The organism is Arthrobacter sp. Y3224055, from assembly GCF_059090825.1.
Genome location: NZ_JBNHGB010000001.1, coordinates 885,057 through 910,924 on the forward strand (window position 1 = coordinate 885,057; position 25,868 = coordinate 910,924).

Sequence of the window (25,868 nt, forward strand, 5' to 3'; positions counted from 1 at the left end):
GCGGCGCCTCCGCCCGCCGCCAAAGGCGCCGTTTTCTCGGCCCCGAGCCCCGGCAGCGGTGCCCGGCCCCTACAGTGGAGGGGGAGATCCAGACGAAGGGGCACGATGCAAGACCGCATTCGCAACGCCCGCCTGCTCGAGCGCGTGATGAGCGCGGAGCAGGCGGCTGAACTGATTAAACCCGGGATGACCGTGGCCATGAGCGGCTTCACCGGCGCCGGTTATCCGAAGGCGGTGCCGCAGGCGCTCGCGGCACGGATGGAAACCGCGCACGCGGCCGGGGAGCAGTTCAAAATCCGCGTACTCACCGGCGCTTCGACGGCCCCCGAGCTGGACGGCGCCCTCGCCAAGGTCGACGGGATGCAGCTGCGCCTGCCCTACCAGTCGGACCCGGCGCTGCGCGAACGGATCAATGCCGGCGAGCTGGACTACATCGACATGCACCTCAGCCACGTCGCCCAGCACACCTGGTTCGGGTTTTTCGGCGACGTCGACCTGGCCGTGGTCGAGGCGGTGGGCATCCTCGAGGACGGACGGCTCATCCCGTCCACCTCGGTGGGCAACAACATGACCTGGCTCCGGCAGGCCAGCCAGGTCATCGTGGAGATCAACAACGCCCAGCCGGTGGGTCTCGAGGGCATGCACGACGTCTACTACGGCACCGCCCTGCCGCCGGAGCGCAGGCCGATCCCGCTCGAGCACCCCGACGACCGGATCGGCGAACTCTACCTGCAGGTGGATCCGGACAAGATCGTGGCCGTCGTGCACACCGACGCGCCGGACCGGAACTCCCCCTTTAACCCGCCCGACGACGCGTCGCAGCAGATCGCGGGCCACCTGCTGGACTTCCTGGACCACGAGGTCCGGCGCGGGCGCCTGACCGAGCAGCTGCTCCCGCTGCAGTCCGGCGTCGGCAATATCCCCAACGCCGTGCTGGAGGGCCTGGCGGCCGGCGGCTACCGCGGCCTCACCGCCTACACCGAGGTCATCCAGGACGGCATGCTGCAGCTGCTCAAGGAGGGTGTGCTGCGCATGGCCTCCGCCACGTCCTTCTCGCTCAGCCGCACGGGCCTGGAGGAGTTCAACGCCAACGTCGACTACTACCGCGAGCGCATCATCCTGCGCACCCAGGAGATCTCCAACCACCCCGAGCTGGTCCGCCGACTGGGCTGCATCTCACTCAACGGGATGATCGAGGCGGACATCTACGGCAACATCAACTCCACGCACGTGGCCGGCACCAAGGTCATGAACGGCATCGGCGGCTCCGGCGACTTCGCCCGGAACAGCTACCTGTCCGTCTTCATGTCCCCCAGCATGGCCAAGGGCGGGAAGGTCTCCAGCATCGTGCCGATGGCCAGCCACGTCGACCACACCGAGCACGACACGATGATCGTGATCACCGAGCAGGGGCTGGCCGACCTGCGCGGCCTCGCGCCGAAGCAGCGGGCGCGCAAGATCATCGAGACCTGCGCGCACCCGGACTACCGCCCGATGCTGCAGGACTACTTCGACCGCGCCTGCCGGGACAGCTTCGGCAAGCACACCCCGCACCTGCTCGGGGAGGCCTTGTCGTGGCACCAGCGCTTCGTGGAGACGGGCAGCATGCTCCCCGCAGAGCAGTAACGGTCCGCATCCCCCACCCAAGGCTGCGAGGCGCAGGCTCAGCGCTGGTAGATTCTGGCGAGCACGGCGTCGAAGACCCGGTCGGGCAGCAGCCGGCGGGCGCCCATGATCGTCCGCGCGCCCCTCCCGACCGGGTACCGGCTGCGCGTGCGCCGCGCGCCCGCCACCCGGGCAATGCGGCGGCCAACGACCTCCGGCCGCGTTCCCGTGCGTTCCGTGTAGGCCCCGCCAATCGCCCGCGCCACGCTCTCCGCCTGCTGCGCATACGCCGTGCCTTCGGAACTCCGCTGCAGACTCTCCACCGCGATGGCGTCCCACTCGGTCAGGATCGGCCCGGGCTCGACGATCACCACGTCGATGCCGAAGGGCTTGAGCTCCACGCGAAGGCAGTCCGACAAACCTTCGACCGCGAATTTCGCCGCGTGGTACCAGCCGCCGAGGGGTTCGTAGAAGACGCCGCCGATCGAGGAGACGTTGATGATCCGCCCGCTGCCCTGGGCCCGCATGGCCGGGGCCGCCAGTTGGATAAGCCGCCCCAGCCCGAACAGGTTCACCTCGAACTGCTGCCGGGCGTCCTCCAGCGGCACGTTCTCGATGGCGCCGTAGGAGGCGTACCCGGCATTGTTGACCAGCACGTCCAGCCGTCCCTGCTCCGACAGGATCTGCTCCACCCCGCGCACCATCGACGCGTCGTCGGTCAGGTCCATCTCGAGGACGCGGATCCCGTGCGCTTCCAGCGGGCGCATCCGCTCCACGCGGCGCGCGGCGGCGTAGACGGTGAAGCCGCCGCGTGCCAGTTCCCGGCAGGTGTGTTCCCCAATGCCGGAAGACGCTCCGGTTACCAGTGCCGTTTTGTCCATCGCCATCGCGCCGTCCGCCTCACTTCGTCAAAACCATCGCGACGGCGGTGCCCTGCTCGTCCGGCGACGTCCGGGCGCCGCCGTCGGCACCAAAGACCCGCCGGCAACCGTCGATGGCGCCAGTGTAGCGGCCCCGAGTGTAGAGCAGCGGATGCCGACCCGGCTTGCCCTGTGGCCCTCTGAACGTCCCTTGCGGGCACCCTACCGCTGCCGCTCCCGCCGTCTCGACAAGTGCCGAAGTCCGGAGCACACTGTTGGCAATACGAGGGCTTTACCCCGTTGCATAGTGGCGGCCCAAGGCAGACCCCTCAAGACAGCAGACGCAGCCGGGCCGCCGTCGGGAGGCGGATCATGGATCAAGACGGCGTCGTCCGGCCCACTCGCGCAGATGAGCAGGATTCACCAGTGCCCACCCGCTCGCGGCTGCGGCTGGCCGCAACTCTGCTCTTTGCCGGGGTGCTGGTCTCCTTGCTGGCCGGAATATTCCACCCTGGCGCTGCCAACGCCAATGATCATGCAGCAGCCTTCTCCGAGTACGCGAACAGTGCTGCCTGGACCGGGATTCATGTGGGCCAGTTCGTGGGAATGACAATCTTGATTGCCGGGCTGCTGGTCCTGTTCGCGGCCCTGGACATCCACCGCGGCGCGGCTTCCTGGGTGTCACGGTTTGCCGGCGTCGCCGCGGCAGCGGCGCTGCCGCTTTATGCGGTCCTTCAAGCCGTTGACGGCGTTGCCCTGAAGCAGGCGGTGGATGCCTGGGCAGCCGCGCCGGAGGCGGAGAAGGCCGCCCGCTTCGATGTCGCGGAAGGGATTCGTTGGCTGGAATGGGGCGCCCGCGGTTACCAAAGTCTGTTGCTGGGGCTCTCGTTTGTGCTGTTTGCCGTCGCTATTATCTGGAGCGGCCGGGTATCAAGGTTCGTGGGCTCCTTGCTGGGGCTGACCGGTTTGGCTTACCTGGTGCAGGGTTGGGTCATTGGTGCCGAAGGATTTTCGCCGAATAACGCCCTGCCGACCCTGGTTGGCATCGCGGCGAGCCTCGTCTGGAGTATCTGGCTTTTGATCAGTGCTTGGCGGCGCCGGCCGGCGGCTTCGCGCTGGACCTAGCCGATGTCGATAGCACTCAGACGGCGTGAGGAATTCAGGAAAGGCGGCGGAACTCTCCCGCCGCAAGCTGGACATAGATCGGCAGTGTCATTTGGATCGGTGCAACGCCGACCGGCTCGTCAAGCAACTCGTTGATCGTCGTCTGCCCTTCCAGTTCGGTCGCTTGGTGCCCATCCATGACTCGACCCTACGTGGACAGGCCGCTCCCGGTGCCAAGACACGCGCCATCTGCCGCTTGGTGCCGGCCTGCTCAACTTCGGTCACGCTCGGGATGTTCATCTACCGTCCCGGTTCTATGGCGACAGTCGCTGCCGGTGGTTAGAGTCTTCGACATGGAAGGGGTTCCGTGGGCAGCACCGTCCGGTTCCTGATCCTGCCGCTGATGCTGTTGGCGCTGCTTGCTCTGCCTGGATCCGTCGCCCCGCGAACGTATCCAAGTGCCATTGCGGGACTCGGAGATTCCATTACCCAGGCCGCAAACACCTGTTGCCGGCCCGGCAACTACCCGGCCAAGTCCTGGTCAACCGGCGACGGGCGGTCCGACGACATCCGCAGCCACTACGAGCGGCTGGCGGCGCTGCACCCCCAGATCAACAACAACAACTTCAACGACTCGGCAAGCGGCGCCAAGGCGGCAGATCTTCCTGGACAGGCGTCCATGGCCGTGGCCCAGAAGGCGGACTACATCACCCTGCTCATCGGAGCCAACGACCTGTGCGCCTCGTCGGCATCAGCGATGACGTCCACCGCCGATTTCGCCAGGCACGTCGCGGCTGCCCTCAATTCGCTGCACCGCGGGCTGCCGCGGGCCCGCATCTACGTCAGCAGCATTCCCGACCTTCATCGCCTGTGGTCCGTTTTGCGCACCGATCAGGAGGCCAGACGGGTCTGGGCGGCCAATGGAACCTGCCCCTCCGTGCTTGGCGCCGAGCTCACCGAGAACCAGCGGCAGGAAGTGGTTGCCCGCGAGCGGGCCTTCAATGAGATCCTCGCGGAGACGTGTGCACGGTACGGGAACTGCCACTGGGACCGGGGCGCCGTGTACGCCTACAAGTTCTCCGCCCACGAGATCAGCACACTGGACTATTTCCACCCCGGCCCCGCCGGCCAGGCCGCACTGGCCGAGCTGACATGGCAAGCCTTCCAAGGACGCCGCTGAACCTGCATGTCAGCCACCGGGCATCCAGCACGGCCCCTACCAGATGAACAAGAGACATCTACCCAAAAGCGCGACCGGATTAGCAACTCTGCTGCTTTTCGTGCGGGGGACGCCGGTACTCGTAAGATTTTGAAGTTCTTGTCAGCAACATCCGCCCTGCTTAACGACTCATTTTCTGCGCGTGTTAGCTTGATCACCGTCCTTTCCGGCGGCCCGCCCGGAAAGCTGAACCACCGCTGCTACCTTCCGGAGGCACAATGGGACTCAGCTCCCCCACGCATACAGACGACAGTGCTGTGGCGCCCACACCAGCTGCAGAAACACGACGCGGATCCTTTCCAGGGTCAGGGGCGGGCCGCACCTCCGGCAGGGCCGACAACGAACTCAAGCGCGGGCTGAGCAGCCGCCACCTGCAAATGATCGCCATCGGCGGTGCGATCGGCACGGGGCTGTTCGTGGCCTCGGGCGGCACGATTTCCCAAGCGGGTCCCGGCGGAGCCTTGGCCGCCTATGCGCTGGTCGGACTGATGGTGTTCCTGCTGATGCAGTCGCTGGGCGAAATGTCGGCCAAGATTCCGGTCGCCGGCTCCTTCCAGACCTTTGCCACCCGTTTTGTCTCGCCGTCCTTCGGGTTCGCGATCGGCTGGAACTACTGGTTCAACTGGGCCATCACGGTGGCCGCTGAGCTGGTCGCCGCCGGAATCATCATGGACTTTTGGTTCCCGGGAGTCCCGGGCTGGGTGTGGGCCGGGATCTTTCTGCTCGTCTTGACCGGGCTCAACGCCCTCTCCGCCAAGTCCTTCGGGGAGTCGGAGTTCTGGCTCTCCCTGATCAAGGTCGCCGCAGTCGTGCTCTTCCTGATCGCCGGCGTGCTGATGATCTTCGGCATCCTCGGGGATAATTCCCCAGGCCTGAGCAACTGGGAAAACCGCGATGAAGTTTTCCACGGCGGTTGGGTCTCGATCATCTCGGTCTTCATGATCGCCGGGTTCTCCTTCCAGGGCACCGAGCTGGTGGGCGTGGCCGCGGGCGAAGCCAAGAACCCGCGCCGCGAAGTGCCGAAGGCCATCCGCACGGTCTTCTGGCGCATCATGCTCTTCTACATCGGCGCCATCTTCATCATCGGCTGCCTCATCCCGTTCACCGATCCGAGTCTGCTGGCCTCCGGCGAGGCCGATGTCGCAGTATCCCCGTTCACGCTCGTCTTCTCGCGCGCCGGGATTGCCTTCGCGGCGGCTCTGATGAACGCGGTGATCCTGACCGCCATCCTCTCGGCGGGCAACTCCGGACTGTATGCCTCCACGCGCATGCTTTACGCCATGGCCCATGACGGCAAGGCCCCGAAAATCTTCCAACGTACCAATGCGCGCGGCGTGCCGATTCCGGCGCTCCTGGCCACCGCGGCCGTGGGACTCTTCGGGTTCCTCTCAGCGATCGTCGGTCAGGGCGCGGCCTACTCCTGGCTGCTGAACATGTCCGGCCTGTGCGGCTTCATCGTGTGGGCGGGAATCGCCATCTCCCACTACCGCTTCAGGCGCGGCTTTCTGGCGCAGGGCAACAAGGTCAGCGACTTGCCGTACAAGGCTTCCCTGTTCCCCGTCGGCCCGCTGCTGGCCTTCGCCATGCTGGTCCTGGTGATCGCCGGACAGAACTACGAGGCCGTGCTTGCCGGACGGGGCATGGAGGTGCTTTCCTCCTACATCGGGCTGCCGGTCTTCATCGCCCTATGGCTGGCCCACCGCTTCATCACCAAGTCCAAGATGGTGCCGCTGCTTGAGATGGACCTCCGGGCGCCGGAGGACCTCGAGGACGAACCGTCCGGCGCCACCCGGTGACCCTGCTGCCCCGGGGCTACCCAGGCGCAGCGGGGCACCGGCGGTAATCAAGCGCTGCGGGGCCCCGGCCGTAGCCGCTCGCCACGTTATGGCGGCAACCTGCCCGGTGTCACCCGCTCGGCGCCGGAGCGGGCTCGTCGGCGGGAGTGGGTGCGGGGGCAGGTTCCTGCACGGGGGCGGGTTCGGGTTGCGGCGTGCCGGTGGCCATCGGTGCCGGGGATGTCGTCGCCGTTCCGGGCTCGGGCTCACCGGCGGGTGCCTCTGCCGGGGCGGGTGGCAATCCGCTGCCGGTGTCCGCCGGAGGTGTTGCCTCGGGAGACAAGCCAGTGTCGGCGGTCTCGTCTGTTTCGGACGCCGCGTCGGTGCCTGTGTCGGCGCTGCCGTCACCGATGGCGGCGTCCTGTTCGATGATGCCGAGGATGCGCACCTTGTAGTCGTTCAGGCGGGCCTGGATCTCGTCCAGGGGAACGTCTTCGAGCGACCGGCCGTAGGCCGCGATCTCTTCCCACAGGGTTGCCAGTTTCTCCATGCCTGCGTCGCTGAGCGGACCGTCGAGGGTGAGGACAAGCTGGCTGGCGAGGGCGTAGGTGAGGCACTCGACGCAGTTGTAGTTGGCCGCCGCCGAAAGGTTTTGGGGGACGACGACGTCGGCCTGGCCGAGGATCAGGACAACCTGGAAGCCGACGGCGACGGCGGTGCAGCCCCGGCAGGAAGCGAAGGCGTAGGCCTCGTTCGTGGCGTCTACCGGCCCGTCTTCGGCCCACACCAGGGCGAAGGCGACGTCGTAGACCACGGATCCGTCCTCAACGTTCACGGCCAGGGCCTGGTTACCATCCTCCTCGGGGGCCAGCGGCCGGTCGAACGGGAAGACCCAGGCCGGTGGTGTGCCGGCGCCGGCCTCAGTAACGGTGGTGCCGGAACCGCCGTCGTTCTGTAAATCCTCGGCGGTGTCCGCCGCAGCGGTCTTCTGGTGCCCGGCCTGCAGCTCGCGGGGAACGAGGACCATCGCCAGTTGCGGTTCCTCCGCCGTGGGCAGGTCGGTGCCGGAGGGCCATGCCGCCACCGTTTGTCCTGCGCCGCCTTCTGCCAGCCCTGGCGGTGACATCGGGGCGAAGGAAGCCGCCGCATCGAACAGGGTTCCGCGTTCGTAGGGCTGCACCGGGCGGTAGGCGCCGTCGTCGGGCCACCAGGCCCAGGCCAGGCCGGCCAGAACGGCTGCGGCGGCGGCCATGGCGGTCACCCGCCGGAGCGGCCGGCCACGGGTTTTCGCCCAGGCCGCCGTGCCAAGCTGGCGGGCCAGGCGCAGCAGGATGTAGGCAATCCCGAGAACGGGAAGCGCGACGGCGGTGATCGCCAGGACACGCACGGCCATGCCGGCGACGTCGCCGTCCGAACCGGCATCGGCCAGCAGCCTGTGTTGGTCCATGATGCTGGCCCAGGCCGTCCCCAGGACCCGGGGAAGCGAGACCACCATCATGGCCAGGCAAAACAGGAGCAGCGGCACCGTAATCAGGACCCAGGCGGTCACGACGGCCCTGGCCCAGGGCTTGAGCAGCTTGGGTTCGGGGTCGGACCACCGCCAGGGCAGCAGCCCCAGGAGGGTGGGCTTGATCCGTTGGAACAGGTCGGGAACCCCGGTGGCGTCGGCGAGGATGTGGTAGCCGTCGAAGCGGACCAGGGGCAGCAGTTGGCGCACCATCTGCAGGATCTGGGTCACCACCACGAGCAGCAGCGCGTCGAAACCGGTGAGCCACCAGGCGCCTATCGTGCCCACCACGACGATGGCGTTGAAGTACAGGCCGCCCAGGTCCGTGCGGAGCCGGCCACCGCGTCCCAGGCGGTAGGAGTCGGTGACATCGGTGTAGAAGGCCGGCCAGATCAGGTACAGGCCCACGCCCATGGCTCCCGGCGTTGCGCCGCCGCGGCGCGCCCCGGCCGCATGGCCGAACTCGTGGAAGCCGGCCGAAAGAATGGTGATGGCGAAAACCAGGAGCAGCAACCCGGGGTTGGCGAAGGCCTGATGGGTTGCCGAGCCGAGGCCCTTGACCATGAGCACCCACCAGCACGCCGCCAGGAAGGTCAGGGTCACGGGCAGGGCGATCAGCGGATGGAACAGGACGGCGAACGGAGCCGTCAGCTTCCGGGTCAGCGCGGGATCCGTGACCGTGTAGCGGAAGCGCATGCCCAGCAGCGGGCTCGCCTTTTTGACGTCGGGCTGCGAGCCGTCGGCGAGCCGCAGCAGGCCCAGCGGCAGCAGCTGTTTGTCGATCAGGGTCTGCACGTTTCCGGCAGTGATCAGCCTGCCGGACTTCTCGCCGGCGTGCTCGGCAATCTGGTCGAGGCTCCGGGAGCCGTCGACGCCCTCCAGAATGGCATACAGGAGCGGGGTGAGCTGGAGCGTCTGGCCGTCCGCGCGCCGGACCAGCGCGGGCGGCTCCCGGTAGCCGGATCCCCGCGCCGGTCCGAGGAGCTGCACCCCGTCGGCCAGCGCCGGGACGTCAATCAAAGGGGCAGCCGACCGGCCGCCGGGCAGCGGGTCACTCGTGGCCGGCGGCCGGCTCGGGCTGATGCTCATTCAGGGGCTATTGTTCGAGATCGGACTGCTGGCCGGCGCTGGCCTCGGCGCTGCCGTCAATCTGCTGGTTGATGATGGCGTCTTGCTGCGCCACCGCGACGGCGTTGCTGTCGATCGAGCCGATATTCGCCGCCACCGCGGCGTCGATCGGCGCGGCAACGTTGGCGTTGGCTGCCACGGCGCCGTTGATCGGGGCGGCAATATCGGCGTCCGCGGCCAGATCGACGTTGACGTTGAGCAGGTTTCCGTCGAGGGTCGACCCGAGGCCTTCCGTGACGGATCCGGTGTCGGGCAGGGTCCCGTCCGGCAGGGTCCCGTCCGGCAGGGTGCCGTCGGGCAGCAGCGCCGGAGCAGTTGCCTCCTGCCCGGTGGCCTCCTGGGCAAGGCCGGAATCGCCGACGGCGGCACCCGTCGCGCCAGCGGAACCGGCCGTTGCCCCGGCGTCCCCCACAGTGTCATTGCCCTGGTCGATGGTGCTGTCCTGGGTCGACTCGGCGGTCGCGTCGGCGGTGATGCCCTGATTGATGATGACTCCCTGGTCGGACAGGGCCTGCGCCGTGGAGCCGGACGAGAGGAGGTTGGCCGAGGCGGCGGCATCAATGGGGGCCGCCACGTTGGCGTTGGCCGCGACGGCCAGGTCGATCGGCGCGGCCGCGTCGATGGCCAGGTCGAGATCGGCGTTTAGATCCAGGATGGACGCGACTTCCTTGTCCGGCAGCGCGGTCCCGGACTGGGATTCGAGTTCCTCCGGCGAAAGCGGGGTGCGTCCCATGTCGTTGCTCATCAAAATCTCCGTCTCCGGCGCAAAGCGCCTTTCGTTCCAACCCGTTGTCGAAACCTGTCGATTCTTGTCAACGGCCCGGCGGTACCGGCGCCTCGGTCATCAGCCTTCCTCTCGGCGACATCAACGCAAAGCATACTGATGAATCCATTTATTGTGTAGGCGCCAGCGTTTCGGCCGCAGGCGCAGCGGCGGACTGGCCCTGGACGTGCCGGGACGGGGAGTGACTGCCGGCTGGACTTCCGGAGAGCGGCGGCCGGTGAGATCGGAGAGTGGCGGCCGCCGGGACCGGAGAGTAACGGTCGGCGGGACGGGGCCCTGAATTGGCGGCCGGCGCAACCCTTGAGCGGCGAAGGGGCCCGATGTTTGGCGGCGGGAATTTGGGATCCCACCGGCACTGTGTGTAGGGTGTGAGGCGAATCACCCACAACTGAATGCCTTTCGAACCGTGGCGGGAGAGTCCTCTCCGCACACCATCCGGGCAGGCGCCGTAGGAGCAAATCCTCCCCAGGAATCTCTCAGGCTCATGTACCGCCGCGGCTAGGCAACTCTGGAAAGCAGTCAGGCAGCAGCCTGGCTCACCGACGGTGCAAGCGGAACACACTCCGCGGAATCTCTCAGGTCAAATACAGAGCGGGGAGGAACCCAAATCCCAGCCGAGCCCTCGCGCCGGCCCAATCTTGGAGTTCCTCATGACTTCTGACCTGCAGCGGCGCGTCCTCCGCAGCCATCGCTCAAAGACTTGGTTGCCGGCCCTGGCCCCACCTTAATTCCCGCCCCGTCGTTCCCCGGTGCCCGGCGCCCTGATCCTCGAGCCAAGGAGTCCGGGGATCCGGCCGCCATCCACAGCTTCATCGAAGCCATGATCGCCGTCCGCACGTGCTTCCGCCCACGAAGCGTCAAGGCGAACAAAACGGGTGCACTACAGGGGCCGAGGCGACCTCCTCTCATCTCCTCAACAAAAAAGCGTGTTTAAGAAAGGCATCACAGTGAGCAAAGTCAACGCCGCACTACGATACTCCGCGGAGCACGAGTGGGTGGCCGCCGACGGTTCCGGCCCGTCCAAAATCGGCGTTTCTGCCGTGGCAACCGAGGCGCTGGGCGACATCGTGTACGTGGATCTCCCCGAGGTCGGTACAGTCGTGACGGCCGGCGAGACCTGCGGTGAAATCGAGTCCACCAAGTCCGTTTCGGACCTCTACTCCCCGGTGACCGGTGAGGTCATCGAAGTCAACGGCGACGCCGTGGCCGACCCCGCCGTGATCAACGATGACCCCTACGGTGCCGGCTGGCTGTTCACCGTCCAGGTGTCGGAGGAGGGCCCGCTGCTCTCCGCCGAGGAGTACGCCTCCGCCAACGGTGGTGAAGTAGCGTGAGCGCGGCAATGACGGCGGTCGCCAGCACCAGCCTGAACGCGGACCTGGGTGTCCTCGATCCGGAAATTGCCGCCCAGATCGACAACGAGCTGCGCCGCCAACAGTCCGGGCTGGAAATGATCGCCTCCGAGAACCACACCCCCGTCGCCGTCATGCAGGCCCAGGGCTCGGTGCTAACCAACAAATACGCCGAGGGTTACCCGGGGCGCCGGTACTACGGCGGCTGCGAGCACGTCGACGTGATCGAGCAGCTGGCCATCGACCGGGTCAAGGAGCTGTTCGGCGCCGGCTTCGCCAACGTCCAGCCGCACTCCGGCGCGCAGGCCAACGCCTCGGTAATGCACGCCCTGATCAAGCCCGGCGACACCATCCTGGGACTGAACCTGGCCCACGGCGGACACCTGACCCACGGCATGAAGATCAACTTCTCCGGCAGGCTCTACAACGTGGCCGCCTATGGCGTCTCCGAGGAGGACCACCGGGTCGACATGGCCGAGGTGGAGCGGCTGGCGCACGAGCACCAGCCGCAGCTGATCATCGCCGGCTGGTCCGCCTATCCGCGCGAGCTCGACTTCGCGGAATTCCGCCGGATCGCCGACGACGTCGGGGCGTACCTGATGGTGGACATGGCACACATCGCCGGCCTGGTGGCCGCCGGCCTGCACGCCAGCCCGGTGCCGCACGCCCACGTGGTCACGTCCACCACGCACAAGACGCTGGCGGGTCCGCGCGGCGGCATCATCCTGACCAACGAGGCGGACATCGCCAAGAAGATCAATTCCGCGGTGTTCCCCGGCCAGCAGGGCGGGCCGCTCGAACATGTCATCGCGGGCAAGGCCGTGGCGTTCAAGGTTGCCGCCTCCGAGGAATTCGCCGACCGCCAGCAGCGTACGCTGGCGGGCGCACGGATCCTGGCCGAGCGGCTGTCGCAGCAGGACGTTGCGGAGAAGGGCATCACGGTGCTGACCGGCGGCACGGACGTGCACCTGGTCCTGGTTGACCTGCGCAATTCGGAGCTGGACGGCCAGCAGGGCGAGGACCTTCTGGCCGCCATCGACATCACGGTGAACCGCAACGCGGTGCCGTTCGACCCGCGGCCGCCCATGGTCACCTCCGGCCTGCGCATCGGCACGCCGGCGCTGGCCACCCGCGGCTTCGGCGACGAGGCGTTCCGCCAGGTCGCGGACATCATCGCCGAGGCCCTCATCGCCGGGCCGGCCGCTGACCTGTCCGGCCTGAAGGCCCGGGTGGAAGCACTGGCCGAGGCGCACCCGCTCTACCCGGACCTGGCACCGGTTTCCACGCCCACCGAAGGGCGCTGAGGAGCCATCATGGCCGTAGGCGTCTTCGACCTCTTTACCGTGGGCATCGGTCCCTCCAGTTCGCACACCGTCGGCCCGATGCGGGCGGCCGCGGTCTTTGCCGGGGAACTGGTGTCAACCGGCGTGCTGGATCGGGTCGCCGGCCTGCGGGTGGACCTGTACGGGTCCCTCGCGGCCACCGGCCGCGGCCACGGAACGTTCACGGCGGTGATGCTCGGGCTGGAAGGCTTTCAACCCGAGCAGATCCTGCCGGACGACGTCGAAACCCGGCTGGCGGAGATGGCCTCGACCGGCGAGCTGCAGTTGTGCGCGCGGGTCGAGGGCTCGGCCGGACGGGTTCTGGACTACCGGGTCGAGGACATGGTGCAGCACCCGCTTACCGTGCTGCCCCGGCACACTAACGGGATGAAATTCCAGGTGACCGACGACGCCGGCACGGTCCTTCACGAGGCCACGTTCTTTTCCGTGGGCGGCGGCTTCGTGGTCCGCGACGGCGAGGAAGGTGCGGCAGCCCAAGACCTGGATGCCAGCAAGGACGAGCTCCCCTACCCCTTCCGGACGGCGGCGGAACTGCTCGAACACTGCCGCAACACCGGCCTTGGCATCAGCGACATCATGATGCTCAACGAGAAGGCCTCGCGCTCCGAGGCGGACATCCGCGCAGGCCTGCTCCACATCTGGCAGGTGATGGAGGAATGCAAGGACTCCGCCATCAAGCGCGAAGGTGTTCTGCCCGGCGGGCTGAACGTCCGGCGCCGTGCCCCCGACTGGCATGAGCGGCTGCTCAAGGAAGACAAGGACCGGGACCACAAATACTGGCAGGAATGGGTCAACCTGGTGGCCCTGGCCGTGAACGAGGAGAACGCCTCGGGCGGCCGCGTCGTCACCGCACCGACCAACGGCGCGGCCGGCATCATCCCCGCGGTCATGTTCTACGCCACCCACTACGCGCCGGGCATGGACAAGGCGACGCAGGCGGACAAGGAAGACGTCATTGTCAAGTTCCTGCTGGCTGCCGCCGCCGTCGGGGTCCTCTACAAAGAGCAGGCCTCCATCTCCGGCGCCGAGGTCGGCTGCCAGGGCGAGGTGGGTTCCGCGTCCTCGATGGCTGCAGCGGGACTGGCCGAGGTGATGGGCGGCAGCCCCGCGCAGGTGGAAAACGCCGCCGAGATCGCCATGGAGCACAACCTGGGGCTGACCTGCGACCCGATCGGCGGCCTGGTGCAGATCCCCTGCATCGAACGCAACGCCATCGGCGCCGCCAAGGCCGTGAACGCGGCGAAGATGGCGCTCTGGGGCGACGGGACGCACCGCGTCTCGCTGGACGAAGTCATCATCACCATGCGCGAAACCGGCAAGGACATGAGCTCCAAGTACAAGGAAACCGCGATGGGAGGCCTGGCCGTCAACGTCGTCGAATGCTAGGCGCATCCCGATCCGGCGACAATCCACGGGCGGCGGTCTTGCCCGGTATTCACTGTCCCTTTTCGGTATGGCCCTTGATGTCGATCAGGTGCTCCTCCATGGCATTAAAGGCCCCGTCTCCGTCGCGCGCCAAAACAGCCTCAAAAATGCGGCCGTGCCACATCACAGAGCTCCGGACGCGTTCCAACGTCAGGAATTCGTCGGCACGCGAGGGTGCCATCAGGTCATTGGACATCGCCAACAATTCGGTCAGCAGTGGATTCAAGGAGAGCCGCGCCAGTTCCGCGTGGAAATCCAAGTCGAGTTTTCTCAGCTCGGCGTTCGAGGGCTGGGGGCGGGCCGCCTCTTTGGTGGCGGCATCGAGGATCGACCGCAATTTGGACACCTGGCCCCGTGCCCTGATGGCCGCCCGCTTGGCGATCCCCGGTTCGATGACAAGGCGGAGGTCCATGACGTGATTCATCGGGTCTCCGGCACCGGTGCTACCGGTCAGCGACGAGGAGCCGAAGGCCAAAAGCGGTTCGTCGGCTACGTAGGTGCCGCTGCCGGGGCGGCGGTACAGCAGGCCGACAGCCTCGAGCTCGCGCAGGGCTTCCCGCACCGTATTTCTGGACAAGCGGTAATTCTCGGCAATTTCCCGTTCGCTCGGAAGTTTAGCTCCGGGGCTCAGGGTACCGTCCTCAATCCGGGTCCGAATTGCCTCGGCGAGGACGTCTACGCGATCGCTGAATACCAATAAGGGCTCCTGCCTCAGGCTCCGCATATTCGTCCTCTCTGTGGGTACCGGTGAGCGGGTTTCCCCCTGACCGCAAAAGTTCCGGCAATTAAAAGTGTATTTCCCGGTGCCACACCTTGTGGTTTAGTGACTCACCTCACTATGCTACCCAAAGTGGTCCAACCACCCTACCGGTTCTGTGAACTAGCAGAGGAAGCCCCAGCAATGAATCAAGCAGCAATCTCAACGCCGCACCACCTGGCCACGGAGGCGGGGTGGGCCGTTCTTCAGTCAGGCGGAAGCGCCGTCGACGCGGCGATCGCCGCGGCCGCCGTCCTGTCCGTCGTCTACCCACACAACTGTTCCATCGGCGGCGATCTGGTGGCGCTGGTGAAGGAACCCGATGCAAAGCCCGAGTGCGTGCTTGCCGTAGGCCGAGCCCCCGGTGCCGGCCGCCTGGCGGACATGAGGGATCGGTTTGGCGAGAAGATGCCTGCCCGGGGACCGGCGACCCTCACGGTTCCCGGAGCCCCCGCCGGCTGGCAGCACCTGCATGAGCGGTACGGACGGCTGGCGCCCTCGACCCTTCTCGAAAAGGCGGCGGAACTCGCCGGCGGCTATCAGCTGTCCCGGTCGGTGACGATGGCAGCGGTCAAAGCAGCAGCTGCCGGCGGAATAAGTGCCGACCTGGTCTCCGCGTTGTTTGGTTCCTCGTTTGAGCCGGGCAAGCGCGTGTCGAACCCGGCGCTGGCGGAAACGCTGCGCCGCATGGGTTCGGAGGGGTTTCAGGAGTTCTATCGGGGCACGACGGGCGAGTCACTGCTCTCGTTCATGCAGGGCCACCGCGCCGAATTCAGTGCCGACGACTTCGCATCGGTCGTCCCGGTCACCGCCGCGCCGCTGTCACACCGCGGCGAAAGCCACACCGTGTACACCAGCCCGCCGCCCACCCAGGGCTTCGCACTGATCCGGCTGCTGGAGAACCTGTCCGCGGCCACGGGCCACGCGGTGACCTCGCCGGATGTCGTCGAGGCCATGCAGGTCAATGCCCGGATCTGCAACCACCTCCGGGACAACATCCTCAGCGAAGACTCCGAACCGTACTTCTACCGCGATTACGGCCTGGAGGACCTTCCGTCATCCGGAACTCCCGCACTCGCCTCGGCCCGGGCCGACGGAGACACGGTCGGAATTTCGTGCGTGGACAGCACGGGGTTGAGCGTGTCCTGGATCCAGAGCCTGTACTCGGCCTTCGGCTCGTACCTGATGGATCCGGCTACCGGCGTCATCCTGCAGTGCCGGGGCTCTATGTTCTCGCTGAACGACTCGCAGCCGAACGCCTTCCGGGGCGGAGCCATGCCGCCGCACACGCTGATGCCGGTCATGGTGACCGACGAGCAGCAACGCATCCGCTACATCCAGTCGACCATGGGCGGCAAAGCGCAGCCGCAGATCCACGCCCAGGTGTTGCTGAGGCAGTGGGCGGGCGAATCGCCGGCGTCTGCGCTGCTGGGCCCGCGCTGGATGATCGTGCAGGACGACCAGGGTGCCGATGTTGCTGTCATTGAGCAGTCCGTGGATGCCGGGACGCGGGAGCACTTGGCGGATAGTCTCGGCCGGACCCGCATGGAGCCGGACTTCACCGACGGGCTGGGGCACATGCAGCTGGTCACGGTGGATTCCGCCGGCGCTCCGGTGGCGGCCAGCGATCCCCGATCGGACGGATCCGGACGCTACGGACAGCTCGGATGACGCTGACGGAAAGGCGCCCGGCAAAGAGTGCCCGGCGCGCCTGGCTGCTTCCCGATCCGCTCCTCTTGACGGTGCTCTCGTTCGGCACGGGCTTCCTGGATGCCCTGACCTACCTCGGACTGGACCGCATTTTCGGTGCCAATATGACCGGAAACCTGATTCTGGTGGGGATCGGACTGAGCGGGGACTGGGCCGAATTGATCCACCCGCTGGTCGCCCTCCTCGCGTTCTGCGTCGGATGCATGGTGGCGGGCTTGTGCAACAGGCTGCTGGAGGCAAGGAAGCGGGGATCCCCGGCCCCACGGATGCTGTTCCTCACCACCGGGGTGCTCCTGGCCGTGAGCACCGCCCTCGCTTTCATGAATGGGAGCGGGTCTTTGGGACTGGTCATCACCGCCCTCATCGGGGTGGCCATGGGTTGCCAGAGCCTCGCCGCGAGACTTCTGGCGGTCCCCGAGATCAACACCGTGGTCGTCACCTCCACCCTCTCGCAATTCTTCGCCGAGGCCGGAGCGGGCCGAACCTGGCGCAAACGGCGTGTTTCGGCACGCCAGCTGGCAGCCGTGGGAAGCATGCTGGGCGGCGCCATCGTCGGTGCGGCCGTCGTACCCTTTGCCGGCCTCACGGCCCTCGCCGTTCCCACCGCCCTGGTTCTCCTGATGGCTCTTTTCTGCCGGCGGCTGGAACCCCAGGCGTCCTGACACCTGCCCGCTGCGAGCCCGATCGAGAAAGGGGAAAGAACCAGAGGCTGCCCTGACGGAACAAGCCTCACGTCGATTGCACCAATTCTTCCAAGAACAGGAAATCCAAATGTCTGAGTACAACGCGCCAACCGGAGCGGTGAACCACGCCGACCGGATTGACGACGACGGCGGCAAGCCCGCCAAATGGAAAATTGTCGGCCCCGGGCTCGTCGTAGCGGCCACCGGCGTGGGGGCAGGGGACATGGTCGCCACCCTGGTGGCCGGCACCCAATTCGGTTACCAGCTCTTCTGGGCCGTCATCGTCGGTGTCGTCATGAAGATCGTCCTGGTCGAAGGCGCCGGACGCTACACCCTGGCTACCGGCAAGACCATCTTCGAAGGCTGGCTGACGCTCGGCCGCTGGACCACGTGGTACTTCGGCCCGTACATCATCATTTGGGGCTTCGTCTACGGCGCCACCGCCACCTCCGCGGCAGCGCTGCCGTTGGCCGCCATGTTCCCGGTGCTCCCGCTATGGGCGTGGGCCATCCTGAATAGCCTGGCCGGCTTCGTCATGATCTGGTTCGGCAAGTACGCCACCTTCGAGAAAATCACCGCAGTGCTGGTCGGTATCATGTTCGTCACCGTCGTGGGCCTGGCCATCATTGCCGTTCCCAACATCCCCGAAATGCTCAAGGGGCTGATCCCCTCGATCCCGGCCGAAGGCGGCCTCCTGTCCACCCTGGCCCTCGCCGGCGGCGTCGGCGGCACCATCACGCTGGCAGCCTACGGCTACTGGCTGCGTGAAAAGGGCTGGTACACCCCCAAGTGGATGCGTGTCATGCGCATCGATAACTCCATGGCCTACGTCATGACCGGCATCTTCGTCATTGCCATGCTGATCGTCGGCGCGGAGGTCGTCCGCTCGGCCGGAGTCTCCATCAGCGGGAGCGATGAAGGCCTGCTGGATCTGGGCAACGTCCTCAACGATCGCTACGGCGAGGTCGTCGGCACCACCTTCCTGATCGGCTTCTGGGCGGCGTCGTTCTCCTCCATCATCGGCGTCTGGAACGGTGTGTCCCTGATGTTTGCCGACTTCTGGGGCCACATGCGCAAGAAGCCCTCCGGCCATCCGGACACCCGCATTGGGGGCAAGTACTTCAAGTTCTATGTGCTCTGGTTGACCTTCCCGCCCATGCTGCTGTTCATCATGGGCAAGCCGATCGCGCTGATCCTGGCCTACGGCGTCCTCGGCTCGCTGTTCATGCCGTTCCTTGCCCTGACCCTGCTCGGCCTGCTCAACGGCAGCCGCGTGCCCAAGGCGTGGGCCAACCGCCTGCATACCAACATCGCGCTGGGCATTTGTGCCCTGCTGTTCGGCGTTCTCGGTATCCAGCAGCTGGTCAAGTCGGTCGCCCCGCTCTTCGGCGGCTGACACCCAGGGTGAGGCGGCTCAGCGGCCGCCCACCACCGCCGGTACACCCGGGAGGATAGCCGGCCTTGGCCACAACAGCAGACCCGAGGCAAGGACGCCTCGGTATTCATGGGAAGTAGTTACGCCCGGAAGGCCCGCAACGTCGCGGGCCTTCCGTCTACCTTTGGTGCGGAATTTTGTCTGGCAGCCGCCGCAGATCCGGTCAGGCCAGCCAGCGCCGCCAGCGTGATTGCTCCGGTTCCGGCGTTGGTTCCGGCTCCGGCTCCTCGCCCAAGGCCAGCGCGGCCTCGACGATGTCGTCCTCGGTGAGCGTCATGACGGCCTCACGATCGAGCGCATCGAAACTTTGTTCTCCGTCCAGCGACAGCCGCAGCGCCTGACGGTTGAGCGCCTGCTCGAACAACGTGCGGGCGAACCGTGCATTGCCGGAGTCCTCGCCCGCGTGGAGCCCGGTGAAGATGCGGCGCAGCATCTGGTCCGCACCCGGCTCCAGTGTGTACTCGTGTTGGGCCAGCATCCGGTGGAAGATCGTCAGGAGTTCGTCGATGGAGTAGTCGGGGAACGTGATCTCGCGGGCGAATCGGGATCGCAGTCCGGGGTTCGAGAGCAGGAAGGACTCCATCAGTTGCGGGTACCCGGCCACGATCACGACCAGGCGGTGGCGGTGGTCCTCCATCCGCTTGAGCAGGACCTCGATCGCCTCGGGGCCGAAGTCGGCCCGGCCGTCGTCCGGGGCCAGCGCGTAGGCCTCATCGATGAACAGGACGCCGTCCAGCGCACGCCGGATCACCCGGTCCGTCTTGATGGCGGTGGCGCCGACGTACTGCCCCACCAGGCCCGAACGGTCGACCTCGACCAGGTGGCCTTTCTGCAGAAGACCGACCGCACGGTACATCTCGGCCAGGAGCCGCGCCACGGTGGTCTTGCCCGTGCCCGGGTTTCCGAGGAACACCAGATGCTGTGATGTGGCCACCTCCGGCAGGCCGTGCGCCTTACGGCGGGCCTGGACCTGGAGCAGTGCGACGAGGGCCCGCACCTGTTCCTTCACGGTCCCCAGTCCGACCAGTGTGTCGAGCTCGGCCTGCACTTCGGACAGCGGCCGGGCTGGCCCGGGCCTCGCACCGATGCGATCGCCGACCAGGTCGTCGACGCGCTCCGAACCGTGCAGCTTGAGCTGATCGGCCAGATGGCCGATGGTTTCGCGCAGGTCGTCGAGCGGATTGCGGCTGGCAGCCATGCACCCACTGTAGTACCCGGCTCCCGACCGGGGTGGGGCTGGCCTCACTAGTTCCCCCGTTACCTAATGGGACGTGAGGTAGCCAGATGAGGACTTCCCGTCACCGTGGCCTGGAGCCGTCGAAAAAGATAGTCCCTCTGGCTCCCTCACACCACGGAACGTAGGTTGACCTCCGGGGGCTTGCTGCCGGCCAACGTCTCGACCAGGAACGCGAACCCAGAGTTCTCACACTAAGACCCGGCCCCGGCAGCATCCGACAGGGACGTGAATGCCAATCAGATGTCGAGCCGTCGAGCTCTTCCATTAGGTCGCAACTGTCCCAAGTCGAGACGGTCCTTTGCAGCTACCGATGACAGGGGAAGGAACAGCCAAATGACGGAAGTGTTCTGCGGTATTGACTGGGCAGAGGGACACCACGACATCGCACTCGTGGACCAACAGGGCCGCTTGCTGGCCTCGCGAAGAATTGAAGATACGGCGGCTGGTCTGGCGGAACTGCTGGACCTGCTCTGCACCCATGGAGACCAACCGGCGACCGGGTTCCGGTGGCCATCGAAACCACACGCGACCTCCTCGTCGCAGCTCTGCGCTCAAGCGGCCGGGAGGTCTACGCCATCAACCCGATGGCTGTGGCCCGGTACCGCGAACGGCATACGGTCTCCCGCAAGAAATCCGACGCCCAAGACGCCGCGGCACTGGCCAACATCCTGCGCACCGACCGCCACGCCCACCGGCCCCTGCCTCGGAATACGACGAATCAGCCGCTTTCCCCAACACCCTTGCGATGGCCGCTGCTTGACCTCTTAGTCCCATCAGATGTCTTTTTCGTAGCCCGTTCCTGTTGCAGGATTTAGGGTGTGCTGGCCGGCTGGTCCCGGCATGGTTGTTGCCCCCAGTCGTTTCATGATCAGGGGGTGTTGTCACCGGGACCGGCGCGGCGGGAGTTGATCGCTGATAGAGGCACGGTTTGCGGGTCATTCGTAACGTGGATGCCGACGGCTGCCGCCATGGTCCGGCCGGCACAGGCAGCAGATGACGGCTCTTCGGAAGGCGGTACGCAGTGCTTCTTGACCAGCAGGACATCGACGTTTTCGTCGGCCTGGACGTCGGAAAATCCGATCACCACGCCGTCGCCCTGAACCGATCCGGCAAACGGCTATACGACAAAACCCTGCCCAACGATGAAACCAGACTGCGTGAAATCCTCACCGGCCTCGGCCGGCATGGCAAGGTCCTGCTCGTCGTCGACCAGCCTGCCACGATCGGCGCGCTGCCCGTGGCCGTCGCACGGGAGATGGGCGCAACGGTCGGTTATCTGCCCGGCCTGGCGATGCGCCGGATCGCGGACCTGCATCCGGGACAAGCCAAGACCGATGCCCGCGATGCGGCGATCATCGCCGACGCAGCACGAACAATGCCGCATACGCTGCGTTCGATCGCGCTCGGCGATGAAGCCATTGCCGAACTCGGCGTGCTCTGCGGCTTCGACGACGACCTCGCCGCCCAGATCACTGCGACCAGCAACCGGATCCGCGGTCTGCTCACCCAGATCCACCCGGCGCTGGAACGCGCACTGGGCCCGCACCTGGACCACCCCGCGGTCGCGGACCTGCTGACCCGCTACCCGACCCCGGCAGCCTTGAGGACCGCCGGCCGCGTCCGTGCTCGGTTGAAGAAACGCGCGCCACGGGCAGCCGAACGTCTCACCGACGCCGTGTTCGACGCCCTGGATGAGCAGACCGTGGTGGTCGCCGGAACCGGAGCCGCCGGCATCGTCGTACCCAGACTGGCCGCACAGCTGCTGGCCCTTCGCACCCAGCGCGATGAAGTCGCTGCCCAGGTCGAAGCACTCGTGGAGGCCCACCCTCTTCACACGGTCCTGACCTCGATGCCCGGCATCGGCGTCAGGACCTGCGCCCGCATCCTGACCGAAGTCGTCGGCAAAGACTTCAAAGACGCCGGACACCTGGCCTCCTATGCCGGCATTGCGCCCGTCACCCGCCGCTCCGGAACCTCAATCCGCGGCGAGCACACCAGCCGGCGCGGCAACAAGAAACTCAAACGCGCCCTGTTCCTCTCCGCCTTCGCCGCACTGCACCATCCGCCCTCCCGCGCCTACTACGACCGCAAACGAGCCGAAGGAAAACGCCACAACCAGGCCATCATCGCCCTCGCCCGCCGCCGCTCGGACGTCCTCTTCGCAATGCTCCGCGACAGCACCCTTTATCAAGATCCAAAGCCCGCACCCATGGCTACCGCCGCTTGACGAAAACCATAGAGGCACCCCCCTTCTGGCTAGTTCACGCGACACAGGAGTCCGCGCCGACAACACCTTGATCATCACCAAACTCGACCGACTCGCCCAGTCCCTGCCCGACGCCAGCGACATCGTCGAAGAGCTCACGAAGGAGAAAGTGAAGCTAAGCATCGGAGATCCGTGCACGACCCCCCACTGACCCCGTTGGCCGCCTGCTCTTCAACGTCCTGGTCATGGTCGCCGAAAAAGGCGCAACAGCCAAAGCCGAACGGCTCGGGGTGAGGGACAACCCCGGTATCGTCGTCGGCCAGGTAGTCTCCACAAACCAGGAATTCATCCAGTCCTGGGAAGACCTCAGCCTCGATATCTGGGGACCACGGACAGGTAAGTCGACTTCCCGGGTGATGCCGGCGATCCTGAACGCACCTGGGGCGGTGGTTTCGACGTCGAACAAGCGCGACGTCGTGGACGGCACCCGTGGCGTCCTAGAGGCCACGGCCCCGGTGTGGGTGTTCGATCCGCAGAAAATCGCCCAGGAGGAAGCGGACTGGTGGTGGAACCCGCTCTCCTACGTCACGGACGAAGAGAAGGCGTACAAGCTCACGCAGCACTTCTCGGTCGGTTCGCGGGTGCCGGGGTCCAAGCCGGATGCCTACTTCGATCCCAAAGCCGAAGACATTCTCTCCTCGTACTTCCTCGCGGCCGCATTGGGCGGGCTGCCCATCACACAGGTCTACCTCTGGGTGACGGAGCAGGTAAACCTCGAACCCATCAACATACTCAAAACACATGACTACGAGCTGCAGTACAAAGGCCTGGAGTCCACGCTGGAACTGGCAGACAAACAGCGCGACGGCATCTTCGGCACGGCCGCGAAAATGATTCAGTGCCTCAAGAGCAGGAACACGCTGCGGTGGGTCGCCCCGACCGGCGGCGCTAGCGTGGCTACCGACAGGCGCCGTCAGTTCGACCCGCACGCGTTCGCTGCCTCCCAGGAGACGATCTACATCCTCTCCAAGGAAGGGGCCGGCTCGGCCGCCCCGCTCACCACGGCACTGACGGTGGCCATCGCCGAGGCCATGGAAGAACGCGCCGAGCGCAGCGGCGGACGCCTGCCCAAGCCTGCGCTGTTCGCCCTCGACGAGCTGGCCAACGTCGTCCGCTGGGCCGGGCTGCCCGACCAGTTCAGCCACTACGGCTCCAAGGGCCTGATCGTCTTGGGCATCCTGCAATCCTGGTCCCAGGGCGTCGAACTCTGGGGCGAGGCAAACATGCGCAAAATCTGGTCCGCCGCTAACGTCTTGGTCTACGGCGGCGGCGTGGCCGAAGAAGGATTCCTCCGGGCGCTCTCGGATCTGATCGGTGACTACAGCTACATCAATGTCTCTGTCTCGTCCGGCAAGTCCGGGTCCAGCCGCTCCCGTCAGGAGGGCAAGGAACGCATTTTCGATGTCTCCAACCTCGCTGAACTCGACCGCGGCCGCGCGGTGGTCCTCGCCTCCGGGGGCACCGGCAACGCTGGTGCGCACACTGCCCTGGTACACGGGCCCGCACAAGGAAGCCGTGGAAGCATCCATCCAGAAGTACAGCCCGCAGCCCGAAGTTGAGCCAGTCCCAGGCCCGGCCGCGCCGAACGCTAACCCCTGGGTCACGCAGTAAGGAAGCACCTCCCTCATGGACGATGATTTTGGATTATTCGATACCGACACCCCCGCCCCCACTCCGGACCGGAGCGAGGACGGAAAGAGCGAGGAGACACCGGAGCTCGTCTACGGCTCGGCCGAAGAATTCCTGCTCGAGCAACTGCTGCCCACGTATGTCCGAAGCGTCACCGGGAAATCCGCGAAATGGTGCATCGAGTGGTACTTCCACCCCGAAGCAGTCTCACGTGTCGCGGCCATGTGGCGTTCCTGGGAACACCTACGCCTCGACCCGGCGACCGGCATGAGCGTCTGGTGGCGGGACCACGCAGATCACCACATGAAAGTCCTCCTGGACCCGCAAGGACCGTTCTACAACTGCGACATGCAAAAGCACCGCCACCCCGAACACCTGGAACCGAAGGAAGCACCCCACGGCTGGTTCCACGACCAACGAAAGAGCGATGGATGCGTTTGAACTACGATCCCACTGGCCCTGGAAAAGGCAGAATCTGAACGTTGACCTTCCAAGAAGACCGTGGTGGCTGTTTCGTTCTGCCAGTGAACAAGAGGGTAATGGGTGAGCACCACACACTGAAATACGTCCCTGAAGCCAGAGACCCTGGCTTGCTTCGAAAAACTGGAGTGGCGTAAACGGCATTATTTACTGGCAAGGCTCCGCAGGCTCAATTCCGAAGTGAACCTCAAACGTCTCTCGATACCCTTGGAACTCTTTTCCTTTCCGCCGCTGTCGTTCTCATCGGTATACAGCTGCGTATTTTTGGTGTGTTCGCATTCGCGGTTCATCATGGCCAGAATGATTCCCGCGCGGATGACCGGGGATCTGCTGACCGGGATGTGGGAGCTGCTGAATGGTCTGGGTGCGGTCCCGCGGCGGCTGGTTTGGGACAACGAAACCGGTATCGGCCGGCGCAACCGGTACGCTGACGGGGTCGCCGCGTTCGCTGGCGTCCTGGCCACCCGGATCGTGCAGCTCAAACCCAACGACCCGGAAAGCAAGGGCGCCACCGCGACCGGCTGGGTGACCCGGCTGCAGGCTGCACACCAGGCCGGACGACTGCCGGCCGAACTCGTGCGTCTTCGGCGCTACGTGCTGATCATCATTGACGAGGTGGGCTACATCCCGTTTGAACAGGACGCGGCCAACCTGTTCTTCCAGCTCGTGTCCTCACGCTACGAACACGCTTCCCTTTTCCTGACCTCCAACCTCAGCTTTGCCCGCTGGGGCGACGTGTTCGGGGACCAGGTCGTTGCGTCCGCGATGATCAGCCGCATCGTCCACCACGCCGAGGTCCTCACGCTCAAGGGCTCCAGCTACCGGCTGAAGAACCACCCAATCGAATCGCTGCCCTCGACAAGACCGGAAAATACGGCAGAATAACCACCGTAAACGTAGCTCAAATTTTGGACCGCGAAACGGCTCACTTTTCGACCGGCGCTGACACTGGATGATGCCGCCCACGCCGGCTTCGCCACGGACCCGTTTAGGGTCCGATCACCGCAGGATTATTTCGAGGATGGCGTTATCCCGAGTCGTCGTCGCTTGGGGCGGCTTGCCGCGATGGTTGGCGGTCACTCCTCGAGATAACCAAGCGTTTCCATCGTCGGCGAGCTGATCTTGCAAGCCGATGCTGTAATCGTCGGGCTGGGGCTTGCGCCCTCGACGCGGACGTTGAGCAGCTCACGGAGGAGACCGCGGCTTCATACCTTGCGGCTCGTCATTGACGATGACCGGGACTTCCGGATCTAGGAATGGAAGCGAAGGCCGCTGCGCAAATCGGTCCTGGTGTTGTCCGAGGTAGCGAAGACAGGTTCCTACCGCTGGAAGTTGTCACGGCAGACGCAACCGAATGATGCGCTCGAAGTCGTATTCCGTCCGTCCAGGCCATTTCTCACTCACCTCCATGTGAATCCATCAGAGATGAGCCAGAGTAAACACGCGATCCAGCTCGCTAGGTCAAGGAGTCATCAAAACCGGGGGGCAGTCCCGAAGCTGGCGACACCACCCCCAGTTCATCAGCAACAGGGTTAGAAAATATCGGGTCCAGCGCCATGTCCCCGGTCA

At 65.9% G+C, this 25,868-nt stretch carries 19 protein-coding genes, 2 pseudogenes and 1 riboswitch; of the genes and pseudogenes, 15 read left to right on the top strand and 6 right to left on the bottom strand.

What is annotated here, in order from left to right; genetic code table 11:
* Positions 1–105: 105 nt before the first annotated feature.
* On the top strand, positions 106–1,626 hold the full coding sequence (scpC, locus tag AC5RTY_RS04285; protein ID WP_494139031.1) for a succinyl-CoA:acetate CoA-transferase ScpC: 1,521 nt from the start codon (positions 106–108) through the stop codon (positions 1,624–1,626).
* A gap of 38 nt (positions 1,627–1,664) precedes the next feature.
* Here scpC and AC5RTY_RS04290 read toward each other — a convergent pair whose 3' ends face one another.
* Positions 1,665–2,486 (bottom strand): oxidoreductase, encoded by an 822-nt coding sequence (locus AC5RTY_RS04290; RefSeq protein WP_494024298.1) that lies wholly within the window; start codon positions 2,484–2,486, stop codon positions 1,665–1,667.
* A gap of 351 nt (positions 2,487–2,837) precedes the next feature.
* On the opposite strand from AC5RTY_RS04290, the gene AC5RTY_RS04295 reads away from it, so the two are divergent.
* A complete protein-coding gene (locus AC5RTY_RS04295) occupies positions 2,838–3,590 on the top strand; it encodes a hypothetical protein (protein WP_494139032.1) in 753 nt (250 codons plus the stop codon).
* Between the two features lie 34 nt (positions 3,591–3,624).
* On the opposite strand, the gene AC5RTY_RS04300 is transcribed toward AC5RTY_RS04295, so the two are convergent.
* Positions 3,625–3,768 carry a hypothetical protein gene (locus AC5RTY_RS04300; RefSeq protein WP_494001112.1) on the bottom strand — a complete coding sequence of 48 codons (144 nt, stop codon included), beginning with the start codon at positions 3,766–3,768 and terminating at the stop codon, positions 3,625–3,627.
* A gap of 168 nt (positions 3,769–3,936) precedes the next feature.
* Between AC5RTY_RS04300 and AC5RTY_RS04305 the strand changes: the two genes are divergently transcribed.
* Together AC5RTY_RS04305 and AC5RTY_RS04310 are read left to right on the top strand one after the other, a co-directional pair.
* Entirely contained in the window at positions 3,937–4,749 is an 813-nt protein-coding gene (locus AC5RTY_RS04305) for an SGNH/GDSL hydrolase family protein (protein ID WP_494139033.1), read from the top strand.
* A 257-nt stretch (positions 4,750–5,006) separates the two neighbouring features.
* Positions 5,007–6,584, top strand: coding sequence for an amino acid permease (locus AC5RTY_RS04310; RefSeq protein WP_494139034.1), 1,578 nt, complete (start codon positions 5,007–5,009; stop codon positions 6,582–6,584).
* 109 nt (positions 6,585–6,693) lie between these two features.
* On the opposite strand, the gene AC5RTY_RS04315 is transcribed toward AC5RTY_RS04310, so the two are convergent.
* Together AC5RTY_RS04315 and AC5RTY_RS04320 are read right to left on the bottom strand one after the other, a co-directional pair.
* Positions 6,694–9,159 (bottom strand): hypothetical protein, encoded by a 2,466-nt coding sequence (locus AC5RTY_RS04315; RefSeq protein WP_494139035.1) that lies wholly within the window; start codon positions 9,157–9,159, stop codon positions 6,694–6,696.
* A gap of 7 nt (positions 9,160–9,166) precedes the next feature.
* Entirely contained in the window at positions 9,167–9,943 is a 777-nt protein-coding gene (locus tag AC5RTY_RS04320) for a peptidoglycan-binding protein (RefSeq protein ID WP_494139036.1), read from the bottom strand.
* Positions 9,944–10,382: 439 nt separating this feature from the next.
* A riboswitch (glycine riboswitch) is annotated at positions 10,383–10,484 on the top strand.
* A 445-nt stretch (positions 10,485–10,929) separates the two neighbouring features.
* On the opposite strand from AC5RTY_RS04320, the gene gcvH reads away from it, so the two are divergent.
* The 3 genes from gcvH to AC5RTY_RS04335 are packed head-to-tail and all read left to right on the top strand — an operon-like array spanning position 10,930 to position 14,063.
* Positions 10,930–11,316 (top strand): glycine cleavage system protein GcvH, encoded by a 387-nt coding sequence (gcvH, locus tag AC5RTY_RS04325; protein WP_494024070.1) that lies wholly within the window; start codon positions 10,930–10,932, stop codon positions 11,314–11,316.
* A gap of 8 nt (positions 11,317–11,324) precedes the next feature.
* The gene (gene glyA / locus AC5RTY_RS04330; protein WP_494100670.1) at positions 11,325–12,638 is read left to right on the top strand and encodes a serine hydroxymethyltransferase; all 1,314 of its coding nucleotides are present in this window, start codon (positions 11,325–11,327) and stop codon (positions 12,636–12,638) included.
* 9 nt (positions 12,639–12,647) lie between these two features.
* Entirely contained in the window at positions 12,648–14,063 is a 1,416-nt protein-coding gene (locus tag AC5RTY_RS04335; protein ID WP_494139037.1) for an L-serine ammonia-lyase, read from the top strand.
* 49 nt (positions 14,064–14,112) lie between these two features.
* Here AC5RTY_RS04335 and AC5RTY_RS04340 read toward each other — a convergent pair whose 3' ends face one another.
* Entirely contained in the window at positions 14,113–14,826 is a 714-nt protein-coding gene (locus tag AC5RTY_RS04340) for a FadR/GntR family transcriptional regulator (RefSeq protein ID WP_494139038.1), read from the bottom strand.
* A gap of 177 nt (positions 14,827–15,003) precedes the next feature.
* On the opposite strand from AC5RTY_RS04340, the gene AC5RTY_RS04345 reads away from it, so the two are divergent.
* From AC5RTY_RS04345 to AC5RTY_RS04355, 3 genes are all read left to right on the top strand, one after another.
* Positions 15,004–16,530, top strand: coding sequence for a gamma-glutamyltransferase (locus AC5RTY_RS04345; RefSeq protein WP_494139039.1), 1,527 nt, complete (start codon positions 15,004–15,006; stop codon positions 16,528–16,530).
* The gene (locus AC5RTY_RS04350) at positions 16,527–17,231 is read left to right on the top strand and encodes a YoaK family protein (protein WP_494139040.1); all 705 of its coding nucleotides are present in this window, start codon (positions 16,527–16,529) and stop codon (positions 17,229–17,231) included. The genes AC5RTY_RS04345 and AC5RTY_RS04350 overlap by 4 nt, the downstream gene beginning before the upstream one ends.
* Before the next feature lie 109 nt (positions 17,232–17,340).
* Positions 17,341–18,648: an Nramp family divalent metal transporter gene (locus AC5RTY_RS04355; RefSeq protein WP_494139041.1), complete on the top strand. Its 1,308-nt coding sequence runs from the start codon at positions 17,341–17,343 to the stop codon at positions 18,646–18,648.
* 202 nt (positions 18,649–18,850) lie between these two features.
* On the opposite strand, the gene AC5RTY_RS04360 is transcribed toward AC5RTY_RS04355, so the two are convergent.
* Positions 18,851–19,885 (bottom strand): AAA family ATPase, encoded by a 1,035-nt coding sequence (locus AC5RTY_RS04360; RefSeq protein WP_494065292.1) that lies wholly within the window; start codon positions 19,883–19,885, stop codon positions 18,851–18,853.
* Between the two features lie 372 nt (positions 19,886–20,257).
* On the opposite strand from AC5RTY_RS04360, the pseudogene AC5RTY_RS04365 reads away from it, so the two are divergent.
* The 5 genes and pseudogenes from AC5RTY_RS04365 to AC5RTY_RS04385 all read left to right on the top strand — a co-directional run.
* Positions 20,258–20,637 (top strand): annotated as a pseudogene (locus AC5RTY_RS04365) (IS110 family transposase); the annotation flags it as partial.
* 308 nt (positions 20,638–20,945) lie between these two features.
* The gene (locus AC5RTY_RS04370; RefSeq protein ID WP_494139042.1) at positions 20,946–22,151 is read left to right on the top strand and encodes an IS110 family RNA-guided transposase; all 1,206 of its coding nucleotides are present in this window, start codon (positions 20,946–20,948) and stop codon (positions 22,149–22,151) included.
* A 224-nt stretch (positions 22,152–22,375) separates the two neighbouring features.
* The gene (locus tag AC5RTY_RS04375) at positions 22,376–23,749 is read left to right on the top strand and encodes a type IV secretory system conjugative DNA transfer family protein (protein WP_494139043.1); all 1,374 of its coding nucleotides are present in this window, start codon (positions 22,376–22,378) and stop codon (positions 23,747–23,749) included.
* Between the two features lie 67 nt (positions 23,750–23,816).
* Positions 23,817–24,260 carry a DUF4913 domain-containing protein gene (locus AC5RTY_RS04380; RefSeq protein WP_494139044.1) on the top strand — a complete coding sequence of 148 codons (444 nt, stop codon included), beginning with the start codon at positions 23,817–23,819 and terminating at the stop codon, positions 24,258–24,260.
* A 549-nt stretch (positions 24,261–24,809) separates the two neighbouring features.
* Positions 24,810–25,184: pseudogene (locus tag AC5RTY_RS04385) on the top strand (ATP-binding protein); the annotation flags it as partial.
* Positions 25,185–25,868 lie beyond the last annotated feature (684 nt).

Coding starts and splice junctions, on each gene's coding strand:
- scpC (WP_494139031.1), top strand. CDS start 106: ATGCAAGACCGCATTCGCAACGCCCGCCTGCTCGAGCGCGTGATGAGC.
- AC5RTY_RS04290 (WP_494024298.1), bottom strand. CDS start 2,486: ATGGACAAAACGGCACTGGTAACCGGAGCGTCTTCCGGCATTGGGGAA.
- AC5RTY_RS04295 (WP_494139032.1), top strand. CDS start 2,838: ATGGATCAAGACGGCGTCGTCCGGCCCACTCGCGCAGATGAGCAGGAT.
- AC5RTY_RS04300 (WP_494001112.1), bottom strand. CDS start 3,768: ATGGATGGGCACCAAGCGACCGAACTGGAAGGGCAGACGACGATCAAC.
- AC5RTY_RS04310 (WP_494139034.1), top strand. CDS start 5,007: ATGGGACTCAGCTCCCCCACGCATACAGACGACAGTGCTGTGGCGCCC.
- AC5RTY_RS04315 (WP_494139035.1), bottom strand. CDS start 9,159: ATGAGCATCAGCCCGAGCCGGCCGCCGGCCACGAGTGACCCGCTGCCC.
- AC5RTY_RS04320 (WP_494139036.1), bottom strand. CDS start 9,943: ATGAGCAACGACATGGGACGCACCCCGCTTTCGCCGGAGGAACTCGAA.
- glyA (WP_494100670.1), top strand. CDS start 11,325: ATGACGGCGGTCGCCAGCACCAGCCTGAACGCGGACCTGGGTGTCCTC.
- AC5RTY_RS04335 (WP_494139037.1), top strand. CDS start 12,648: ATGGCCGTAGGCGTCTTCGACCTCTTTACCGTGGGCATCGGTCCCTCC.
- AC5RTY_RS04340 (WP_494139038.1), bottom strand. CDS start 14,826: ATGCGGAGCCTGAGGCAGGAGCCCTTATTGGTATTCAGCGATCGCGTA.
- AC5RTY_RS04345 (WP_494139039.1), top strand. CDS start 15,004: ATGAATCAAGCAGCAATCTCAACGCCGCACCACCTGGCCACGGAGGCG.
- AC5RTY_RS04350 (WP_494139040.1), top strand. CDS start 16,527: ATGACGCTGACGGAAAGGCGCCCGGCAAAGAGTGCCCGGCGCGCCTGG.
- AC5RTY_RS04355 (WP_494139041.1), top strand. CDS start 17,341: ATGTCTGAGTACAACGCGCCAACCGGAGCGGTGAACCACGCCGACCGG.
- AC5RTY_RS04360 (WP_494065292.1), bottom strand. CDS start 19,885: ATGGCTGCCAGCCGCAATCCGCTCGACGACCTGCGCGAAACCATCGGC.
- AC5RTY_RS04375 (WP_494139043.1), top strand. CDS start 22,376: ATGGTCGCCGAAAAAGGCGCAACAGCCAAAGCCGAACGGCTCGGGGTG.
- AC5RTY_RS04380 (WP_494139044.1), top strand. CDS start 23,817: ATGGACGATGATTTTGGATTATTCGATACCGACACCCCCGCCCCCACT.